Origin of the sequence: Bacillus cereus group sp. MS39 (assembly GCF_040448665.1) — a bacterium.
Classification (GTDB): domain Bacteria; phylum Bacillota; class Bacilli; order Bacillales; family Bacillaceae_G; genus Bacillus_A; species Bacillus_A wiedmannii.
The window spans coordinates 4,484,565-4,503,491 of the sequence record NZ_CP123058.1 but is presented as its reverse complement, the minus strand read 5'-3'; the positions used below and the strand labels follow the sequence as shown (position 1 = coordinate 4,503,491).

The following is an 18,927-nucleotide window of genomic DNA, read 5'->3' as shown; positions in this document are numbered from 1 at the left end:
TATGTTTCATTTTTGAAAGAATATGTTGTGGCAGACAGAAGTATCCGTTCTAAACAAAAAGCTATTTTCTATTATAATACTACTTGTAGTTGCTATTTTATCTCCTTACAACTTATTTAAAAAGATTTATTTTATTATTGGTGTTCTTATTATTGGCGCAATTTCACTTGGTGCAAATAAACTCTTTGAACTGGTACACAGTAAATTTAATAAGAAATGATATTACTTATGTGATAGGGAAATTCCCCTCTAAATCTTTAAGGATTTAGAGGGGAATTTCCACAATATGATTTTACAGGATTACGTGGAACTAAATTAGTTCATCACCATATTGGTGGTGGTGGTGGTCAAGCTGTTGGTGTTCCGCTGCCACTACATCCTGGTTTTGGAGAGATTCATAACGCAGAAAAAGCGATTGGAGCATGGGGGAAAAGATGCAGGATATGTAGAAATGCTTCAGAAATGTATTGAACATCATACATTAGGCGGTAAATAAAAAAATGAAAAATGAAATGAAAAATTGTTTTGATAAAATAATTAGAGAGTGGCAAGATTGTAATAATTCATTGCCAAAATCTTTATGGATAGAAGAAGCAGAGGCTTTTATCTATGAAGGAGAACCAGATACAGAGGGGTACGTATTCTGGAAACCTTTAGAGAAAAATATAATTCATGATTTTGCTGATATAGAAAAAGATTTGGGGATAGAATTACATAATTCAATTAAAGAATATTATAATTCTTATTGGTTTTTAGACTTAGGAGGTAATTATTTAGGTTATGATGTTGAATTAAATCCTGTTATACCAGGAATTGAACTACATGATTTTTATGTATCTTTACAAGGATACCGAGGCGCACATGATAATCAACTGAATAATATTCCTATTGGTATGGAATTTAATGGTCTCTTGGTAGTTGTAGATAATGAAAATGGACAAGTGAAATTAGAAGATTATGAAAGCAGAAGCTTCGAAGTTATTTGTGATAGTTTAGCAGAATTAATTTTAAATCTTTCATAAGATATATTAAAAAATAAAAAGTAAAAGTTGGCTCTTATGAGTCCGCTTTTACTTTTTTTAATATATAGTTTGAATTTACTGTTATATTTTTCAATAAAGTTACTTTTAAAAATTAGATAAGGAGTGTATCAAGGACATTATCCTTTTCTTCCTTATTGATACCAATATATTTAAGTGTAATTTGTAGTGTGCTGTGATTTAAAATTTCTTGTAACATAGCAACATCTTTTGTTTATAGAACCAATAGCCAAAGCTTTTGCGCATGGTGTGAGTCCTAATAGATTCGATACCGGCAAAATCTTTGGCTTTTTGAAATTTTTGATAAGCCTCTAGATCGTATTAATGGGTTGATCTTCTTTTCGAGAAGGGAATAATATTTCACAGAAGGTGTAAAAGGGGATGGTGATTTAGAATAGTATTAAAGATATGGTGAAAACAGGTTCGAAAAAAACATGAAGAAAAACTAGAACATCTATATGAATTTAATTATACTTCTAGTAGTAATTATGATACAGCACTTCAACTAGCTGCTAGTATCGCACAAGGTTTAGCAGAGGTACAAAGTGGAAAAGGTTTTAGTCCTGCAAGTGGTACATTTAGTACACAGGGGTTGAATATGGAATGGACAACTTCAATTCAAGCAATTACAGAAGAGAGGGCAAGACAAGCTGCCAATTCAATTGAAGAAGGTGAAATGTGTGGTAAGCTACCTGAAAAATCTACTGGTGAAAAAATTTGGGACGGTATTGTAGATGGTACGGGACAAGCAGTTAGCGATACAATAGACGGAATAAAAGCTTTAGGAGAGTGGGAAACGTGGGAAAACATGGGGAACGCTGCTTTGCACCCTATTGATACCCTTAGTACGATGTATAATGCATTATCGGATTCATTTATTAATGATGTAATAAATGGAGACGCAGAAAGTCGGGCAAAGTGGGGAAGTTATGCATTAACTCAAATTGGGCTAGGTCTCATTGGTGATAAAGGATTAAGTAAAGTATCGAAGGTAGCAACTACTGCAAATCTAACAAAAGGTATGTCCAGAGTAACTAATTCTGCTAAATATAGAAATGCAATAAACGTATTAAATAATTTTAATTTAAACATTGGAAACCGTTTTGCTTATGCTGGTATTGGGGGAAGTTCTTTAAAATCTAGCTTTATTGATACTTATCAAACAGCTAAGGATAAGCTATCACCTTATCAATATACTAAGAGGACTACGGATGGTGACGTTTTTGTTGGTAAATTATATGGAGAAGATGTAATTCTTAAAGATGTTAAAGTTGATGAAATTACTTACTCTAAGAGAACTCGAGAAGAAGCTGCAAAACTTAGAAAGGTTTTTCAAAATACTGTAAAAAAGGAATTCCTTTACAGTTTGGCAACTAATCCTGAGAAGATTCTTGAACTTAAGAAAGCGGGTATACCAGATTTTGAAATAGAAAATATGAAAAAAGGAAAAAATCCATCAGGGTGGCAAGTACATCATAACCTCCCCTTAGATGATGGGGGGACAAATGACTTTGAAAATTTAACTTTAGTACAAAATCATCCATATCATAAGGCTATTACTAATACACAAAAAACACTAACTAAAGACTTAACTCATGGAGATAGTATTGATATAGATTGGCCTATACCAAAATATAATATTTATCCTAAAGGGGAATAAATTGAGAAAGAAGGTTTTTATATGTGGAAAGATACGCTTTTAGAAGTTGAAAAAACAATGAAAAGTTTTAACCTCAAACTGAATAAACCAGCAAAAGATACTGAAGTTCAAAGATTAAGAGAACGTGTTAAAGAAAGCTTTAATATTGATTTACCTAATGAGTATGAGGAATTTCTTAGAACTGTAAATGGCTTCGAATTTGATGGTCTGATAATTTATGGAGTTGACCCTTCTTTACTAGAAACAGAAAGAGATGAAACAGTTTATGGACTTTTAGAAAATAATAAGATTTGGTATGAGAATGAGTGGCAACAAGAGTACCTTTTCCTTGGAGATTCAGATATAGCATGGTTTTGTAAAAACATATCCGAAGGTACTTACTTAGAACTTGATAAACCATCTGGTACAGTAATGGAAACATATAATGATTTCAATACAATGCTTGAGGAAGCATTGAAACCAACTCTTCTTTAGTAAGGAGGTAGTAAAAATTATGTTTAACTTTTTGAAAGAATATGTTGTGGCAGACAAGAGTGTTAAATCTAATCAAACACCTATTTTTTATCCTTTACCAAAAGAAGAGATAGCAGAAGCAGAAGATTTGTTGAAAATGCAATTCCCCAAAGAACTAAAACGTTTCTATGAGGAAATTGGCTATGGATTTTTAAAGACTAATAAGACTCTTATTAACAGATTCATGGACCAATTTTCTGTTGTAGATTTTCGTTTAAGACAAGATATTTATGAATATAATCCTAATTTGGACGATGTCGATGATGAAGAATCACTAGTATTTTTTGAAGTATCAGAGATTAGCTTTTTAACAATTAAATTTAAGCCGGAAAATGAATTAGGTCAATGTCCTATTTACTCTGAAGATGAGAAAATAGCGGATTCTTTAGAAGAATTTTTAATGAAAATGGAAGGAAATTCTGATTATTATATTTAATAGATATCAATTCTCTTTTTTAGAGTGGTGCATTATTGGTTCATCATTTTAAGAAATGTTTTCTAGCTTATGTGAATGCGAAGACAAATAATAATTAATTATGAGTAACAAAAGTAAGACTTATGTGAATTACGCATAAGTCTTTTTAATATTATCTCAAAGTTAAGAAGATTGAGGGGAAAAATTCTCATGAATCTAGGGGAGCTAGTTTAAAAGACAATTAAATATACCTAGATTTCAATACCCGATTAGTAAAAAAATGGTACCATTAACAGATAGTAATGGTAAAAGGATATTAAATGATAATCAACAGCCTATTATAACTCGAGAATTAACATATGAAGTAAAAGGTCAAAAAATTATAATTCAAGATCATTCAGAGGGTCATAAGTTTGGAGAAGGTGGAGTTGGAGATCATCCACCGCATCATAATGTAAGACCTGAATACAATACACGAACAGGACAGGTAGATGGTATGGAGGATCATTATTATTTTGAGAAGAGAAATAATAAATAGGGAGTATAAAAATGATTGATCAATTTAAATTTTTAAATCCACAAGCGTTAATTAGTATTTTTGGGAAAATACCAAAGTTGGAAGAATCAGAGTTATTAGATGTGCGTCTTAAAAGAGATGGTCCGACTTTAGTTATTCAATTGATGACAAAGGAAAATGTTGAAAACAAGCCAAAGCGATGGAATAAGTGGGATGTAATTTATGTAGAGATATCTTTCTTTACTATTCATAATTTAACAATAAAAGGTTTAGGGACAGAAAATATAATTGATTATTTTGAAATAAATACGATAGAAGAAGAAGGTTTATTAAAAATTAAGTGTAAGAATCAAATGTTAGTTGAGTGCTCGTTTGAATGGGCAAAGGTAGAAGGAGTAACCCCAGGCTTAATAGGGTTACCATAATTTTGATGGGAAGTAGATAGTTAATTTTTATAATATTCATATTTTAATACTTGGGGGTTAAATAAGGAATGTATAAAGGACATTTGAAACGTTGATAGTATTGCAAACATATGAAGCGGAAATTACTAAAATTAAGATACCTGATTATATACCTGTATTAGGTAATTATGATATAAGTGTCAAAGGTAAGATTATAATAGGTGGGTATGGTTATAGATTCCGCAGGGGTTTCATTTAAGTTTGGGAAGGAATCGAGATAATAGAATGCAAAAATTTTCAAAAATAGTTATATGTGTTGGTGCGTTAATAATGATTATACTGGGCATGATTGTACATGATACATGGAAGGATAGGATTTATTTTTGTTTAGCTGTACTTTTTGTTACCGTACTTTCTTTACTATGGAATATAGTTGCTCATAATATTATGGATAAATTTAGAAAAAAGGAGAATAAATAGCTATGAAACTTTTAACGATTGGAACAATAGCAGGGTGGTTTAATTAACATGAGAAAAAGTCTAGATTTTAATAAGAAAGCTTTTGAATATTATATGGCTCTTTATGGTGTAAATGATATAAGATCGACTATAATTACTCTTGTGATTGGGCGCAATAGGTTTGAAAGGTAGCGTTGGAAAAGAAACTGGTATAACAGTTCCTGTTTTAGAGGGGGTTACTGTGGGAAGTAGTTTTAAATGTGAAAAACCTGAGGAGAAAAAATGATATGAAAACACCATCGTATAAACCATTATATATTTTAGTTTATGTCGTAATATCCGTATCTATTATAGGGTTAATGATTACTCCATCCAACAATTGGTGGGAAAAGTTGTTAGGAACTATCGTTCTCATTCTTTTGGGAGCGGGTTTAATATGTTTTTTAAAATTCGGACGGTGGGCGCAAGAGAAATTTTATGATAAATTTACAAAAAAACGGGATTAATATAAGACTGGAGTAATTAAGATATGCGTACAATAAATAGAATTCTGACTTTTACTGTATGTATTATGTTTATGTTGTTAATTGGGGCTTCTTCTACTATGCGGTTAGAGGATAAACTTTTACTTATAGGTTTGCTGCTAATTTGCAATGTTATTGCATACTTTACAGTAGAGTATATCTATAAACGTATAGACAATAAGAAAAAAGTAGATTTATAATTCGCAAAATTCATTTAATATTTAGAAGGAAAAATTATCAATGAAACTATTACCAATTGGAACAGTAGTTAAGCTAGAAGATATGGTGAAAACGGGTGCGAAAAAAACTTAGTCAACAGTAGCGGGGTGGTTTAATTAACATGAAAAGAAGTATAGATTTTAATAAGAAAGCTTTTGAATATTATATGGCTCTTTACGCTGTAAGTGGTATAAGATCGACTATAATTACTCTTGTGATTGGGATAGCAGATATATTTGTGCTTTTGCCTGCTTTTGCGAATCCTGTTCAACCGATATATATGTACATAATAGTTCCACCAATTGCTTTTTTAAATGTATGGGCAATATGGATTGTTATAAATCCTAGGAAGCGACAATTACAATATACTCTATTTCGTGGGGTATTTGGCATCGTATGTTCAGTAGGATTATTAGTTATAACCCAAAAGTTTGCATATGGAATGTTAGGATTACAAACTCCCATCTATTTTGTTTTTTCAGTTGGTTTGTATATTTTTGCTTTGAATCAGTATTATAAAAATCATATTAGAAAACTTCAGGGACCAATCAAAAAATCAAAGTCATCGAAAAAAAACTCTGGTTTCGGAGTATTGGCTTTTGTAGGATTGGGTCAACTCATTGCTAATATCAGTCTTGGTTTTGCAACACAAAAGATGGTAGCAATTGTATTAATGTGTGTATATTCCATGCTTTCGTTTATGTTGTTTCATTTCATTATGGAATTCCATAGGTATTATTATTTAGGGAAGCATATAGAAGATGGGGGTAGAACACATGAAACCATTTAAAGAGTCTGTATTGAATTTTAAGTATATAATCGTGGTTCTCCTATAGTCAGTAAAGAATGCGGAAAAGAAAAGGGAGAAGCAACATCATGAATATAGAATTACATTTAGATAAAGCAAGGATGGGGAATTATGCAATTTTCTAAAGAAAAGTTTTTACCAAATGGTTCTATTGTTCTCTTAAAAGGAGGGACAAAAAAGGTTGTAATTTACGGAAGAAAACAACTACTTATGGTTGAAGAACCTGTATAACTACATAGGCTGTTTTTATTCAGAAGGATTATAAAACTAATCCATTTAACGAAGGTAGAACAGCTCCTAAGATTGTTGACAAGGGTACTTTTGATAAATATGGATTTGAAGGTATTGCATACGAATTACCTGACCCCACTAGTCGGTGGTTGGTAGAATATGGACGAAATGCTAAACTTATTAAGTAAGAGAGGAGAACGAGTTAAATGATTAAGCCTTTATACGCCGAAAATATTATAGTGGGTGTAAAATATAAAAATAAGCTCAATTGGTATATAAATGAATCGGATTTATGGTGTTTAGATTATAATCAAGCTGGTTATTCTCCTAGTGAATATCCAGAAGAAAGAAAAGGCATTAGTATTTTAAACGAGACTACAATAGCTAACTTTTTGGAAAGAATAGAAAAATATAAAAGATTTACAGAAGATATTAGGTTAGAATTTTTAAGGGAACTAAGAACTAATAGAGAAGAAGCCTATTATGATTATAATCCATGTTTCCTAATAGATTTTGAGCGTTTAATTTTTTATTCTAATTATCCGGAATCAATATCTTTTGAAGAATATATTCCGAATAACTGGAGAGGTTATTTACAGCGATTTGATGAACAAGTACCCTATGAATATAGATACTGGGAAGATAAGAATAAAAGCTATTTAGTTAGAGAGGATTAGGTCATTGAAGAAAATAAATTAATTATGATAAAAGAAACATTTAAGAATGAAGAAACTGGTGAACTAACGCCAGGAGTTACTATAATACTTGATGGGAATGTAAGGGGATTATTGGAAATAATTGCAGGGAAACAAGGTTATTCGGATTATGCAGAAGCTCTAAAAGAAGTAATCTTTGAAGGGATTCATCATTTTGTGAAAAGAAATAAATAATAAGCTGACATATACTCTTAAGGTAAAGGGCAATTCCGAAAGGGATATGCCCTTTTTATTTTGAAAATTTGAAATGTAACTAAGATATTACTTTTTTCTTATTTAGTGATACCAATATATTTAAGTGAAAATCTGTGGTGTGCTATGATTCAAGATTTCTTGCAACATTGCAATGTCTTTTGTTCATAGAACCAATAGCCGAAGGTTTTGCGCATGGTGTGAGTCCTAATAGATTCGATACTGGCAAAGTCTCCAGGGTTTTGAGATTTTTGATAAGTCTAGATCTTATTAATGGGTTGATCTTCTTTTCGAGAAGGGAATAATATTTCACAAAAGGTGTAAAATGGGATGTTGATTTAGATGGTGATGGTGAAGATGATAGTATTAAAGAGGAAATGAAAAAGGCATGGTCAACAGTAGCGGGGTGGTTTAATTAACATGAAAAAAAGTATAGATTTTAATAAGAAAGCTTTTGCACATTATATGGCTCTTTATCCTGTAAATGAAATAAGATTCCACGTAATTGGTCTTGTCCTTTTGGGGGCAGACGTGTTCGTTCTTTTGCCTGCTTTTGCGAATCCTTTTCGATTACTTTATGTATATATAGTAACTCCTCCAGTTATTTTTTTGAATTTGTGGGCGATATGGATTGCTATCAATCCTCGGAAACGACAATTACAATACACTCTATTTCGAGGAGTATATGGCATCATATGTTCAGTCGGATTATTGGTTATAACTCAAAAATATGCTTATGAAGTGTTACAATTACAAACTCCCATCTATTTTATTCTTTCATTTGGTTTGTATGGTTTTGCTTTGTATTATTTTTATAAAAATCATATTGAAAAACTTCAGGAACCAAGAAAAAAATCAAAATCATCGAAAGGAACTGGTGGTGTAAAAGTAGCAGCTATTGCAGCGGGATTGGGGCAGTTAATCGCTAATATAATTCTTAGCATCGCAACACAACAGATGGGGGCAATTGTATTTATGTGTGCATGCACAGTGTTTTCGTTTGGTTTGTTTTATATGATTATAGAACTCCATAAGTATTATTATTTACGGAAGCATATAGAAGATGGAGGGAAAGTACGTATAGGCTTTTAAAGAGGATTTGTTGCATTTCAAGTATATAATCGCATTCTTCTTATGGAAGCCATTCACGAGACTTATAGCAATAAAAGATGTATAAGTGGAAGATTATATTCTAGTAAAACATCTGAAGGAATGGAAATTAGGTTTGTTCTTATTAATGATAAGATTATAACTGTTTATCCCGTGTATTAAAGAATGCGAGGTACTCAAAAATGAAAGTAACTACTCAGCCCATAGTTAAAAATGCAAGGCAATATGGAGGGAATTGTTAAGGAGCACTCCCCCTAAGTTTCAGATGAAATTAAATGATTGAATATTTACATTTAAATAATCGACTATTTATGCTTTAATATTTATATGTACATAAATGGGATAATTAGGGATTTATATTTGATATGTTTTAAGAAAGGGGAATGTTTTTTATATGGAAACTCCAGAAAATCAATTTAAACGTGCACTTAATCCTTGGTTCTCCATTTGGACAAAACCACGTGATACAATGAAAGAAATTTTTATATCCAAACCTAAGAATGTGTTTTTACTCATTTTATTAGGCTCATTCGTACAGACTTTAGATCGAGCATCTTCTAAAAATGTGGGGGATTCAATAAGTAGTCCAGTTTCAATAATCTCAATGGTTATATTCGGTACCTTCGTTGCTTTCTTAATTTATTATTTTTTGCTACCAGCGTTATTTAATTGGGTGGCAAAAAAACTTGGTGGACAAGGTACATTTGAAAAAACACGTTACGCAGTTGCCTATTCTTATATCCCTTACGTTTACTCTCTTATATTAGTTTGGCTGCCTTCATTTTTCTTGTTTGGGATAGAAAACTTTACGAGTGAGACACCGAAAATGGAGAGTAGCATAACTTTAACGATTTTGTTTCTTATTTTTGCCATAATTGATATAGTTATTGGAATTTGGACAATCATTATTTCTTTAAAATGTTTAGGAGAAGCACACCAATTTTCAGCATGGAAAGCATTATTAACAATAATAATATCCTTTATGATTATCATTCTTCCTTTAGTAATAATAGTATTTCTTATAGTAGGGGTTACAATCTTTTAATCATTGATTTGCTTCTTATTTACCCAAAGGTTTTCTACGCGCTGTTAGTAATTGTTACAGGGTGAACAACCACATGATTCGGATGTTCCACTTGGCGAAGCGTATGACCTATATGATCAAATTGATCGCCCGTTTTACGGCCTGTTTTTCTTATTATCAGTGTTAACAGGAATTTGTGAAGGCAAACCTGAAAATCAAATATTAAACTATTAAAACCTTAAGGGAGCTGAGTAGATTGTCTTTGTTTGTCCCTTATTTTCCAATTGGAGAATAAGGGACAAATTTTTATGGAGGAGTAAATGCAGCTTTTTACCATTCCCGCCATTCTTCTGTTATATCTTCCTCAGATTCTAAGCCAGCTATTCGTGCAGCTGCATCGATAAATTCATAGAGATCTTCTCTTTCCATTGTTTCGATAAAATGGTCATGTTCGATATTTAGTTCATTTAATTTCATAACTACCTCTTTAACAACTTGCATTACTTCAGCTTCGGTTGGATTCTCACCTAATTGCTGTAAATTGTTAATGTAAGTGTCAAGAACCTTATTTGTTCCACTTATATTTTCTTCAGTGAAAAATTCCCCATCTTCATCATACTCAACCCATGAGGTTGTTGGTTTATTTTTTTTCAATTCATCAAATGTCATGATAACCTCCTGAAAATATTTTTTATCTTCAATCTCATTCTACATTTTCGATCATATATAACAATCATTTTAGAGGGGTTTTCTGTAAGTTGATAGTTTTTTAACTCATTTTGTGAGGTAATCTATTCGTGGTTTTTTTATTTTATTATCCTTATACATATATTTTATGGCAAGAATGCATGAATAGATTTCAAACTTTCTACATTTGCGAAAAAGTTTGACAATACATACGGGTAGTGGTAATTTAAAACCTATAAGAAAACTCGGTATTAATTCCGAGTTTTCTTATAGGTGTAAATAGTCGAGAGGGGTCGAAATATGAAGAAGAAGTTGTTTGTATTACCATTTGTCCTACTATTATTTATTGCATTAGCTGCTTGTTCAGGGGAAAAAGATTCGAAGCAAGCAGGAACTAGTAAATCAGGGACTCCGAAAGATGGAGGAGCGTTAACGATTGGTGTTAGCGATAACCCGGATACGATGAATCCGCTTTATGCGAATGATCGTGTGTCGTTAACTGTGCAGCAAGCTTTATATGCACCGCTGTATCATATGGAAGACGGTAAGAAAAAATTTGTTCTTGCTGAGAGCTTTACGCCTTCAGAGGATCAATTAACATGGACTTTAAAACTAAAGGATAATTTGAAATGGCATGACGGTAAGAAGATTACATCAGACGATATTGCATTTACATTCCAATCTATTTTAGATGAGAAGCAAAATAGTTCAAGCCGTGAAAACTTTATTTTTAAAGGAAAGCCGCTTGAGGTGAAAAAAGTGGATGAGCTAACGACTCAATTCGTATTACCACAAGTAAGTGCATCTTTTGAAGGTGTGATGAATGATTTCTTCCCAATTCCGAAACATGTATTTGAAGGGGAAGCAGATTTAGCGAAGAGTAAGAAAAACTTACAGCCTGTAGGATCAGGTCCATTTAAGTTTAAAGAGTATAAATCAGATGAGTACGTTGCATTAGATCGATTCGATGATTATGTCGGCGGTAAAGCGAAATTAGACTCTATCGTATACCGCGTTGTAAAAGACCGTAATACAGCAAATGTTTCACTGCAAAATGGTCAAATCAACATGAAGATGATTGAGCCGCAAGACTTTAAGAAATTAGATAGCACTGGGAACTTCTCAATGGTGACATTCCCTGAAGGTAGATTATTCTACTTATCTTATAACCAAAATACAGATCTAATGAAGAAAAAAGAAGTGCGCCAAGCAATCGCGTATGCGTTAGATAAGAAAGAAATGATTAACTCTGCATTCGTTTCGAGTCAATTTGCAGAACCAGCAAATTCAATCTTAACGCCAGACGCTATGTATTATGCAAAAGACATTAAAGAGTATAAGTATGATAAAAAAGAAGCGAAAGATTTATTAGCGAAAGCTGGCGTGAAAGATAAAGAAAAAGTACGCGTTATGTATGTAACGAATAATAAAATTATGGAAAGCTTAGCGCTTTATACGCAACAAAAATTACAAGAAGTTGGCTTAGAAGTTGAACTAAATGCATTAGATGCTAGTGCAGCAAGTGATAAAAGCTTAGATAAAGAGAATAAAGAATATGATATTACATTCGGTGGTTACATAATGGGGCCTGAGCCAGATTCATATAAGAGCTTATTCTTAAGTAATGCTGAATACAATTATGCACGTTATAAAAACGCTGATTTCGATAAGTTATGGGAAGAAGCTGCAGTTGAAACAGATAAAACGAAACGAGCAGAACTATACCATAAAATTCAAGAGACAGCTAGAGAAGACTTACCTTATCTACCAATCGCATATCCGAAAGCAGTTATTGCAGTAGATAAAAAGTTTGATGGATTGAAAGAAGCAAAAGCAATTCCAGTTACAATGTTTGAAGATTTATCTAAGATTTATGAAGTGAAATAAGAAACTGTAAAGAAGCTGGTGGAAATCAGCTTCTTTATCAAGTTAAAGCCTAATTGATGTAGGCTAATGAAAGTTTCACTTTACCTTGAGGGGGGAAGTTTGTGTATAAAGTAATTGGGAAGAGGCTTTTAAATGCAATTCCGCTTTTATTTGTTATTTCTATTATTTCTTTTCTATTAATAAAACTAGCACCGGGCGATCCTGTTCGAAACTTTGTCACGCCGAATATGAGTCCAATTGATGTTGAGCGTATTCGCACAAGTTTAGGGCTAGATCAACCAATTTATATGCAGTATATTTTATGGTTAAAAAATATTTTAACAGGGAACTTTGGTTATTCACTTCAAAACCATCGTCCTGTTCTAGATCTTATTGTAGAAAGGTTACCTGCGACAATCGGCTTAATGGGATCGTCTTTACTCGTCTCATTTGTAATCGCAATCCCGCTTGGACTACTTACAGGTGTGAAAAAGAATTCTATCTTTGATCGCATTGTGAACTTTATCTCTTATGTGGGAATCTCAATGCCAGTCTTTTGGTTCGCGTTATTATTAATCTACTTATTCTCTTTAAAGTTGAATCTTCTTCCGAGTATGGGTATGCGTACAGTCGGTCAAGATTCCTTCTTGGATATTGTGCAGCACGGCATTTTACCTTGTATGGTGCTTGCGTTCCAAAACGTCTCTGTTTATATGAGATATATTCGCTCCAGTACAATCCAGCAATTAGAAGAAGATTACGTACAAATTCAATATGCGTACGGTGCTTCAAAGAAGACCGTTTTATTTAATCACGTACTTCGAAACGTATTAATACCGATCATTACAATTTTCGGATTATCTATTCCAAGTTTAGTAGGCGGAGCGTTTATTACGGAAACAGTATTCTCATGGCCAGGTCTTGGTTCGCTCGGGGTAAATGCTATTTTTAGATTTGATTATCCGATTATCATGGCAATTACATTATTATCATCATTCATGTTAATTCTCGGTAACTTAATTGCTGATATTTTATATGGCGTAGTAGATCCGCGCATTCGAATGAGGGGGTGATTTGGAATGAATAATAGGAGATTTCAAACGATAAAAAGTAGTTTTACGAAAAATAAGTTTGTACTAATGGGAGTTATTATACTTGCGGTTTTAACGATCGCATCCATTTTTGCATTCGTATCGCCATACGATCCTAGCAAAATGTCGATTCCAGATCGTTTACAAGAACCGAGTATGAGTCATCCTTTCGGCACGGATGATTACGGAAGGGATTACTTAACGAGGGCATTATATGGCGGACGCGTTTCGCTTGCGGTCGGTTTTCTTGCAATGGTTGTATCTATTACAATCGGAACCGCAGTCGGAACAATTAGTGGATATTTTGGCGGAAAGTTAGACAACTTCTTAATGCGAATTGTGGAAGTACTTATGTCAATTCCATCATTCTTCTTAATGTTACTATTAAATGCTTATTTAAAACCAGGAATTACGACATTAGTTCTTATTATTGGATTACTAACATGGATGGACACCGCTCGTATTGTAAGGGCAGAAACGTTATCCGTAAAAGAGCGTGAGTACGTTTTATATGCAAAAGTATCAGGACAAAAATCACTTATGATTATTGTAAGACATATCATTCCTAACATTTTATCAACCATTATTATCGCCGCGACATTAACAATTGCGACATCGATTTTAATGGAATCATCACTTAGTTTCTTAGGTTTAGGTATTAGAGAACCAGATTCTTCTTGGGGCAGTATGCTAAACAATGCGCAAGGATATATTGGTGAAGCTTGGTATTTAACGCTCTTCCCAGGATTCCTTATCCTTTTAACGGTACTTAGTTTTAACGTAATTGGTGAAGTATTGAAGAAAGCTTTCGCGCCAAAAGGAGCTGGAAATGAAAACTAAAATGTTAAGTGAAAGGAGTGAGAAGCGTGTCTGAAAAACTATTAGAAGTGAATAATTTAAAGACTTCTTTTTTCATAGAAAGCGGAGAAGTAGAAGCAGTTCGCGGCGTTACATTTCGTTTAAATAAAGGAGAAGTAGTTGGTATCGTTGGGGAGTCTGGAAGCGGAAAGAGTGTGATGGCGAAGTCTGTTATGTCTCTCGTTACATCACCAGGGAAAGTGAAGGAAGGGGAGATCCTTTTTCATAATGAAAATATCCTTTCTAAATCCGAGAAAGAATTACGCTCTATTAGAGGAAATCAAATTTCACTTATCTCCCAAGATCCAATGTCTGCGCTAAATCCGGTCGTGAAAATTGGAAAGCAAATGACGGAAGTAATTATACGGCATCAAAAAGTGAAAAAGAAAGAAGCAGAGAAAATCGCAGTCAACTTGTTAAAACAAGTCGGTCTTTCTTCACCAGAAGAAAGGGTAAAACAATATCCGCATGAACTAAGCGGCGGTATGAAGCAGCGAGTTATGATCGCAATGGCGATGTCTTGTAACCCAGACCTTCTCATTGCGGATGAACCGACGACAGCGCTTGATGTAACGATACAAGCACAAATACTAGATTTAATGAAAAACTTAAAGAACGAAACGAATATGGCGTTACTTCTTATTACGCATGACTTAGGAATTGTCGCGCAAAACTGTACGCGTGTCATCGTTATGTACGGCGGGCTTATTATGGAAGAAGGACCTGTACTTGATATTTTCCAATCGCCGAATCATCCATATACGAAAGGCCTATTAAACTCTCTGCCAAAAATAGCGAACGGCGTAAAAGAAAGACTCGCTCCTATTCAAGGTGTAACACCAAACTTATTAAACCCACCACAAGGTTGCCCATTCGCAGAGCGTTGCCCGCATGCGATGGACATTTGTGAAAAAGAACGTCCACCATATTTTGAAATCGGAAACGAAAGACGTTCCATGTGTTGGTTAAACGATAAGACAGTAGGTGAATCACATGCATGAAGACAACTTAATTGAAGTTCGGAACTTAAAAAAATACTTTCCTATTAAAAAGGGACTATTCGGCAGAAAAACGGAACAATTAAAAGCAGTCGATGACTTAAGCTTTACTATTAAAAAGGGTGAAACATTCGGGTTAGTAGGAGAATCGGGCTGCGGAAAATCAACGACAGGAAGAAGCATCATTCGTTTACACGATGTCACTTCAGGTAACGTTTTATTCGACGGAACAGACATCGCAAGTTTAAAGGAAAGTGAACTAAAAGAATATAGAAAACGAATGCAAATCATTTTCCAAGATCCATACGCATCATTAAACCCGGCAATGAATGTATTCCAAATTATTAGCGAACCAATGAACATTCACGCCTCTTACGAAAAAGAAGAACAAAAAGAAATCATATTAGATCTTCTAAAAAAGGTAGGTTTAAAAGAAGAACACTTATATCGCTATCCGCACGAATTTAGCGGAGGACAAAGACAGCGCATCAGCATCGCGCGCGCACTATCTGTAAAACCAGATTTCATCCTATGTGACGAACCAATCTCAGCACTAGATGTCTCCGTCCAAGCGCAAGTCGTAAACATGCTGCAAGACATCCAAGAAGAAACAGGAGTCACATACTTATTCATCGCACATGACTTATCCATGGTAAGACACATATCAGACCGAATCGGAGTCATGTACTTAGGAAACATAGTAGAAATTGCCGACAGTGAAGACCTATACACAAAACCGGCACATCCATACACACAAGCACTACTCTCATCTATGCCAGAACCAGATCCAACAAACACTGGCAAAGAACGGATCATCCTAGAGGGAGAAGTACCGAGCCCACTAAACTCACCGTCCGGCTGCAAATTCAGAACGCGCTGTAAATTCGCCACTGAAAAATGCGCGCAGGAAGTACCGAAGATGGTAGAGATTGCGAAAGGGCATCAGGTGGCTTGTCATTTGTTTTAGAGTGGGGGAAAGCATCGGGGGGACCTGGTGCTTTTTTCTTTTTAGTGGGACGTGGTGTGGGATTGGTTGTAGATTAATGGTCAGCGACTGTCTATATTTGTATCTCCTATCATATAATTCCCTTTATTTTTCAACTATAATTTTAATGACGAACTTCTTTTGGTTGGGAAAGCACATAAAGTAAGACAACGTATTAAAAATCATCGTGATGAAGTGTATCGTATTGATGTATGTATTGTAGAAAATCCGATGGAAAGAGGAACTTACGAAACATATATGATTAACGAATTTCAAGCGAAGTATAATGTGAATAAAGTGTTTTATAAATAACATCAACGTAAAACATAATCTTGGTACTACATCAAGATCATGTTTTTATATGTAATAAAAAAATGATTATTCTTAATCATTCGACAAGATGCAACAATTTAAGATTGTATTTTTTGCTATGATAAGTATAGAAGAAATTAATCAACCTCTTATGATTTATGGAAGAAAGCAACAACAAGCTGATAATAAATTATGGGATTATGTTTCTTGTTCATATCCTCATGGTAATTTATCAAAAGAATATAATGTGTTTTTTAATCATAATCAAATAATTCATTTATTATTTAAGGGTTTCGAAACAGAGGATGAATTAGAATTAAGAAGTAAATTATCTGAGTTTTAGTGGAAATGGAGAAAATATAATATGGTTTTAGGAATTTCATATTCTGATATTTTTCGTATCATAATTATTGTTTTGGTTTTTTTCATTTTTTGGAGATTGAATACTTGGTATAATAAAAAATATAATGTTCCTAAGGTTTTTCAATGGTTTCCTAGAAGATGGGGAAAAAGAAAAGTTTCAGAGCATTTGTCTCAACTAGATAAAAAGTTAGAAGCTGAAGGTAAAGGTATCTGGGTTACAATCTATGCTATAGATTTGTACATTGTAACTATTCCTTGTACAGTAAAAAAATATAAATCTTAATACATATATGTTCATAAAAAAGACCTTTTATTTTAAAATAATGAACTGCACCCCAATTGTTAGACACAGTCTAACAATTGGAGGTGCAGTTTTTCTATGGCTAAATTTACAGCTGATGAAAAAATACAAATCGTTCTACGTTATTTGAACGGAAATGAAAGTTATCGAGAAATGGGTAGAGCGATCGGTATAAGTGGCACAATCATTTTGAATTGGGTAAACCAATATAAGCAAAATGGTGTGGAAGCTTTTCTAAAACGATGTACAAATTACACACAACAATTTAAACTAGACGTACTAAACTTTATGATTGAAAACGGTATGTCCTTATTTGAGACGGCAGCTATCTTTAACATTCCTGCCCCTTCAACGATTTCTGTTTGGAAAAAACAACTGGAAACACAAGGAATTGATGCCCTTCAATCTAAGAAAAAGGGGCGTTCATCCATGAAAAAAGATTCAAATAAACAATTAAAACAAGCTTTAGCTGAAGGGTCAGTCGAAGCACTTGAAGCACGTATTCAACAGCTTGAAATGGAAAATGAGTACTTAAAAAAGTTGAATGCCTTAGTTCAAAACAAGGAAAAATCACAAAACAAGATAAAGCGCAAGTAGTCTATGAATTAAGGCATAAATATTCGGTGAAGGCACTCGTGGAGCTAGCTGGTATTCCACGAAGCACGTATTATGATTTAGTAAAAAAAATGAATCGCCCAGATGTAGACGCCGATTTGAAAGCTGAGATTAAAGCGATTTATGAGGAGAATGAAGGTCATTATGGTTACCGTCGCATTCGTGATGAATTAACGAATCGTGGTCAGAAAGTGAATCACAAGAAGGTGCAACGCATTATGAAAGAGCTTGGCTTAAAGTGCGTTGTGCGCATGAAGAAATATAAATCCTATAAAGGAAAAGTCGGTAGAATTGCACCTAATATTTTAGAGCGTAATTTTCATACAGATGCACCGAATCAAAAATGGGTAACAGACATCACAGAGTTTAAATTGTTTGGGGAAAAACTGTATGTATCACCTGTATTAGATTTGTATAATGGTGAAATTATTACCTATACAATTGGTTCTAGACCGACGTATTCACTTGTTTCAGAGATGTTAGAGAAAGCATTGGAACGTTTACTTGAAATCCACCAGCTACTGATGCATTCGGATCAAGGATGGCATTATCAAATGAGACAATACGTCCGTACACTTGAATCAAGAGCTATTGTACAGAGTATGTCTCGAAAAGGTAACTGTTACGACAACGTAGTAATAGAGAATTTCTTTGGGATTATGAAGTCGGAGTTCCTCTACATAAAAGAATTTGAAAGTGTAGAGCATTTTAAAATAGAATTAGAAAAATATATAGATTATTATAATACGAAACGGATTAAGGCAAAATTAAAAATGAGCCCGGTACAATACCGGACTCATTTTGATCAAGCTGCCTAATGAAATAACCGTGTCTAACTTTTAGGGGTCACTTCACCTTTTAATAAAAAGTTACTCTTTTTTATTTTCTTATTCAAATTCATTTAATTACTTAAAATCTCTAAATTTTTAAAACCAAAAGAATAACAAGGGAATGCTTGTAGACTGATCTATACTGCATTTCCTTTTTATCTTTCTATATTAATTCTCTATCTAAAGAAT

At 33.5% G+C, this 18,927-nt stretch carries 22 protein-coding genes and 6 pseudogenes; 25 read left to right on the top strand and 3 right to left on the bottom strand.

Annotated elements, in window-relative coordinates; all coding sequences use genetic code 11:
- Positions 1 to 22 precede the first annotated feature (22 nt).
- The 3 genes and pseudogenes from QEP67_RS23390 to QEP67_RS23380 all read left to right on the top strand — a co-directional run bounded on the left by QEP67_RS23390 (position 23) and on the right by QEP67_RS23380 (position 1,022).
- Positions 23 to 220, top strand: a complete 198-nt coding sequence (locus tag QEP67_RS23390; protein WP_000964632.1) for a hypothetical protein — start codon at positions 23 to 25, stop codon at positions 218 to 220.
- Between the two features lie 104 nt (positions 221 to 324).
- Positions 325 to 471, top strand: a pseudogene (locus tag QEP67_RS23385) (hypothetical protein); the annotation flags it as partial.
- 29 nt (positions 472 to 500) lie between these two features.
- Positions 501 to 1,022 (top strand): SecY-interacting protein Syd, encoded by a 522-nt coding sequence (locus tag QEP67_RS23380; RefSeq protein ID WP_000787241.1) that lies wholly within the window; start codon positions 501 to 503, stop codon positions 1,020 to 1,022.
- Positions 1,023 to 1,134: 112 nt separating this feature from the next.
- Here the strand turns inward: QEP67_RS23380 and QEP67_RS23375 are convergent.
- Positions 1,135 to 1,396: pseudogene (locus QEP67_RS23375) on the bottom strand (tyrosine-type recombinase/integrase); the annotation flags it as partial.
- A 65-nt stretch (positions 1,397 to 1,461) separates the two neighbouring features.
- Here QEP67_RS23375 and QEP67_RS23370 point away from each other — a divergent pair.
- The 10 genes and pseudogenes from QEP67_RS23370 to QEP67_RS23325 form a co-directional block, all read left to right on the top strand.
- A pseudogene (locus QEP67_RS23370) lies at positions 1,462 to 2,700 on the top strand (HNH endonuclease signature motif containing protein); the annotation flags it as partial.
- A 21-nt stretch (positions 2,701 to 2,721) separates the two neighbouring features.
- Positions 2,722 to 3,174: a YrhA family protein gene (locus QEP67_RS23365; protein ID WP_000265347.1), complete on the top strand. Its 453-nt coding sequence runs from the start codon at positions 2,722 to 2,724 to the stop codon at positions 3,172 to 3,174.
- A 19-nt stretch (positions 3,175 to 3,193) separates the two neighbouring features.
- Positions 3,194 to 3,649, top strand: a complete 456-nt coding sequence (locus QEP67_RS23360) for an SMI1/KNR4 family protein (RefSeq protein WP_353706449.1) — start codon at positions 3,194 to 3,196, stop codon at positions 3,647 to 3,649.
- Positions 3,650 to 3,908: 259 nt separating this feature from the next.
- On the top strand, positions 3,909 to 4,166 hold the full coding sequence (locus tag QEP67_RS23355) for an HNH/endonuclease VII fold putative polymorphic toxin (RefSeq protein ID WP_000249015.1): 258 nt from the start codon (positions 3,909 to 3,911) through the stop codon (positions 4,164 to 4,166).
- A gap of 11 nt (positions 4,167 to 4,177) precedes the next feature.
- Positions 4,178 to 4,570 (top strand): immunity 50 family protein, encoded by a 393-nt coding sequence (locus QEP67_RS23350; protein WP_000566923.1) that lies wholly within the window; start codon positions 4,178 to 4,180, stop codon positions 4,568 to 4,570.
- Between the two features lie 725 nt (positions 4,571 to 5,295).
- Positions 5,296 to 5,514, top strand: coding sequence for a hypothetical protein (locus tag QEP67_RS23345; RefSeq protein WP_000856866.1), 219 nt, complete (start codon positions 5,296 to 5,298; stop codon positions 5,512 to 5,514).
- Positions 5,515 to 5,872: 358 nt separating this feature from the next.
- Complete coding sequence (locus QEP67_RS23340) at positions 5,873 to 6,541, top strand: hypothetical protein (protein ID WP_000830449.1); 669 nt, start codon at positions 5,873 to 5,875, stop codon at positions 6,539 to 6,541.
- 129 nt (positions 6,542 to 6,670) lie between these two features.
- Positions 6,671 to 6,818, top strand: a pseudogene (locus tag QEP67_RS23335) (DUF4176 domain-containing protein); the annotation flags it as partial.
- A gap of 178 nt (positions 6,819 to 6,996) precedes the next feature.
- Positions 6,997 to 7,467: a hypothetical protein gene (locus QEP67_RS23330; RefSeq protein WP_000595042.1), complete on the top strand. Its 471-nt coding sequence runs from the start codon at positions 6,997 to 6,999 to the stop codon at positions 7,465 to 7,467.
- A gap of 3 nt (positions 7,468 to 7,470) precedes the next feature.
- Positions 7,471 to 7,680 carry a hypothetical protein gene (locus QEP67_RS23325; protein WP_043308071.1) on the top strand — a complete coding sequence of 70 codons (210 nt, stop codon included), beginning with the start codon at positions 7,471 to 7,473 and terminating at the stop codon, positions 7,678 to 7,680.
- A gap of 98 nt (positions 7,681 to 7,778) precedes the next feature.
- Here the strand turns inward: QEP67_RS23325 and QEP67_RS23320 are convergent.
- Positions 7,779 to 8,003: pseudogene (locus tag QEP67_RS23320) on the bottom strand (integrase); the annotation flags it as partial.
- A 115-nt stretch (positions 8,004 to 8,118) separates the two neighbouring features.
- Here QEP67_RS23320 and QEP67_RS23315 point away from each other — a divergent pair.
- From QEP67_RS23315 to QEP67_RS23305, 3 genes are all read left to right on the top strand, one after another.
- Positions 8,119 to 8,790 (top strand): hypothetical protein, encoded by a 672-nt coding sequence (locus QEP67_RS23315; RefSeq protein ID WP_064469151.1) that lies wholly within the window; start codon positions 8,119 to 8,121, stop codon positions 8,788 to 8,790.
- 412 nt (positions 8,791 to 9,202) lie between these two features.
- Positions 9,203 to 9,853 carry a Yip1 family protein gene (locus QEP67_RS23310; RefSeq protein WP_000449732.1) on the top strand — a complete coding sequence of 217 codons (651 nt, stop codon included), beginning with the start codon at positions 9,203 to 9,205 and terminating at the stop codon, positions 9,851 to 9,853.
- A 51-nt stretch (positions 9,854 to 9,904) separates the two neighbouring features.
- Positions 9,905 to 10,066 (top strand): hypothetical protein, encoded by a 162-nt coding sequence (locus tag QEP67_RS23305; protein WP_082179957.1) that lies wholly within the window; start codon positions 9,905 to 9,907, stop codon positions 10,064 to 10,066.
- Between the two features lie 96 nt (positions 10,067 to 10,162).
- Here QEP67_RS23305 and QEP67_RS23300 read toward each other — a convergent pair whose 3' ends face one another.
- Positions 10,163 to 10,501 (bottom strand): hypothetical protein, encoded by a 339-nt coding sequence (locus QEP67_RS23300; protein ID WP_353706448.1) that lies wholly within the window; start codon positions 10,499 to 10,501, stop codon positions 10,163 to 10,165.
- 318 nt (positions 10,502 to 10,819) lie between these two features.
- Between QEP67_RS23300 and QEP67_RS23295 the strand changes: the two genes are divergently transcribed.
- The 9 genes and pseudogenes from QEP67_RS23295 (at position 10,820) to QEP67_RS23255 (ending at position 18,726) form a co-directional block, all read left to right on the top strand.
- Positions 10,820 to 12,406: an ABC transporter substrate-binding protein gene (locus tag QEP67_RS23295; protein WP_000727698.1), complete on the top strand. Its 1,587-nt coding sequence runs from the start codon at positions 10,820 to 10,822 to the stop codon at positions 12,404 to 12,406.
- 101 nt (positions 12,407 to 12,507) lie between these two features.
- Positions 12,508 to 13,458 carry an ABC transporter permease gene (locus tag QEP67_RS23290; RefSeq protein WP_048566940.1) on the top strand — a complete coding sequence of 317 codons (951 nt, stop codon included), beginning with the start codon at positions 12,508 to 12,510 and terminating at the stop codon, positions 13,456 to 13,458.
- A 6-nt stretch (positions 13,459 to 13,464) separates the two neighbouring features.
- The gene (locus tag QEP67_RS23285; RefSeq protein ID WP_001065305.1) at positions 13,465 to 14,316 is read left to right on the top strand and encodes an ABC transporter permease; all 852 of its coding nucleotides are present in this window, start codon (positions 13,465 to 13,467) and stop codon (positions 14,314 to 14,316) included.
- Between the two features lie 26 nt (positions 14,317 to 14,342).
- Entirely contained in the window at positions 14,343 to 15,335 is a 993-nt protein-coding gene (locus QEP67_RS23280) for an ABC transporter ATP-binding protein (RefSeq protein WP_048566941.1), read from the top strand.
- The gene (locus QEP67_RS23275; RefSeq protein WP_048566942.1) at positions 15,328 to 16,299 is read left to right on the top strand and encodes an ABC transporter ATP-binding protein; all 972 of its coding nucleotides are present in this window, start codon (positions 15,328 to 15,330) and stop codon (positions 16,297 to 16,299) included. The genes QEP67_RS23280 and QEP67_RS23275 overlap by 8 nt, the downstream gene beginning before the upstream one ends.
- 123 nt (positions 16,300 to 16,422) lie before the next feature.
- Positions 16,423 to 16,629 (top strand): annotated as a pseudogene (locus QEP67_RS23270) (nucleotide excision repair endonuclease); the annotation flags it as partial.
- A gap of 88 nt (positions 16,630 to 16,717) precedes the next feature.
- A complete protein-coding gene (locus QEP67_RS23265; RefSeq protein WP_096001675.1) occupies positions 16,718 to 16,972 on the top strand; it encodes a DUF4176 domain-containing protein in 255 nt (84 codons plus the stop codon).
- Positions 16,973 to 16,993: 21 nt separating this feature from the next.
- Positions 16,994 to 17,275 carry a hypothetical protein gene (locus QEP67_RS23260; RefSeq protein ID WP_000242739.1) on the top strand — a complete coding sequence of 94 codons (282 nt, stop codon included), beginning with the start codon at positions 16,994 to 16,996 and terminating at the stop codon, positions 17,273 to 17,275.
- Positions 17,276 to 17,371: 96 nt separating this feature from the next.
- Positions 17,372 to 18,726 (top strand): IS3 family transposase gene (locus QEP67_RS23255; protein WP_087947110.1). Its coding sequence is split into 2 segments (ribosomal slippage): positions 17,372 to 17,825 and positions 17,825 to 18,726, totalling 1,356 coding nucleotides; the frame shifts between segments, so codons are not numbered across the junction.
- Positions 18,727 to 18,927 lie beyond the last annotated feature (201 nt).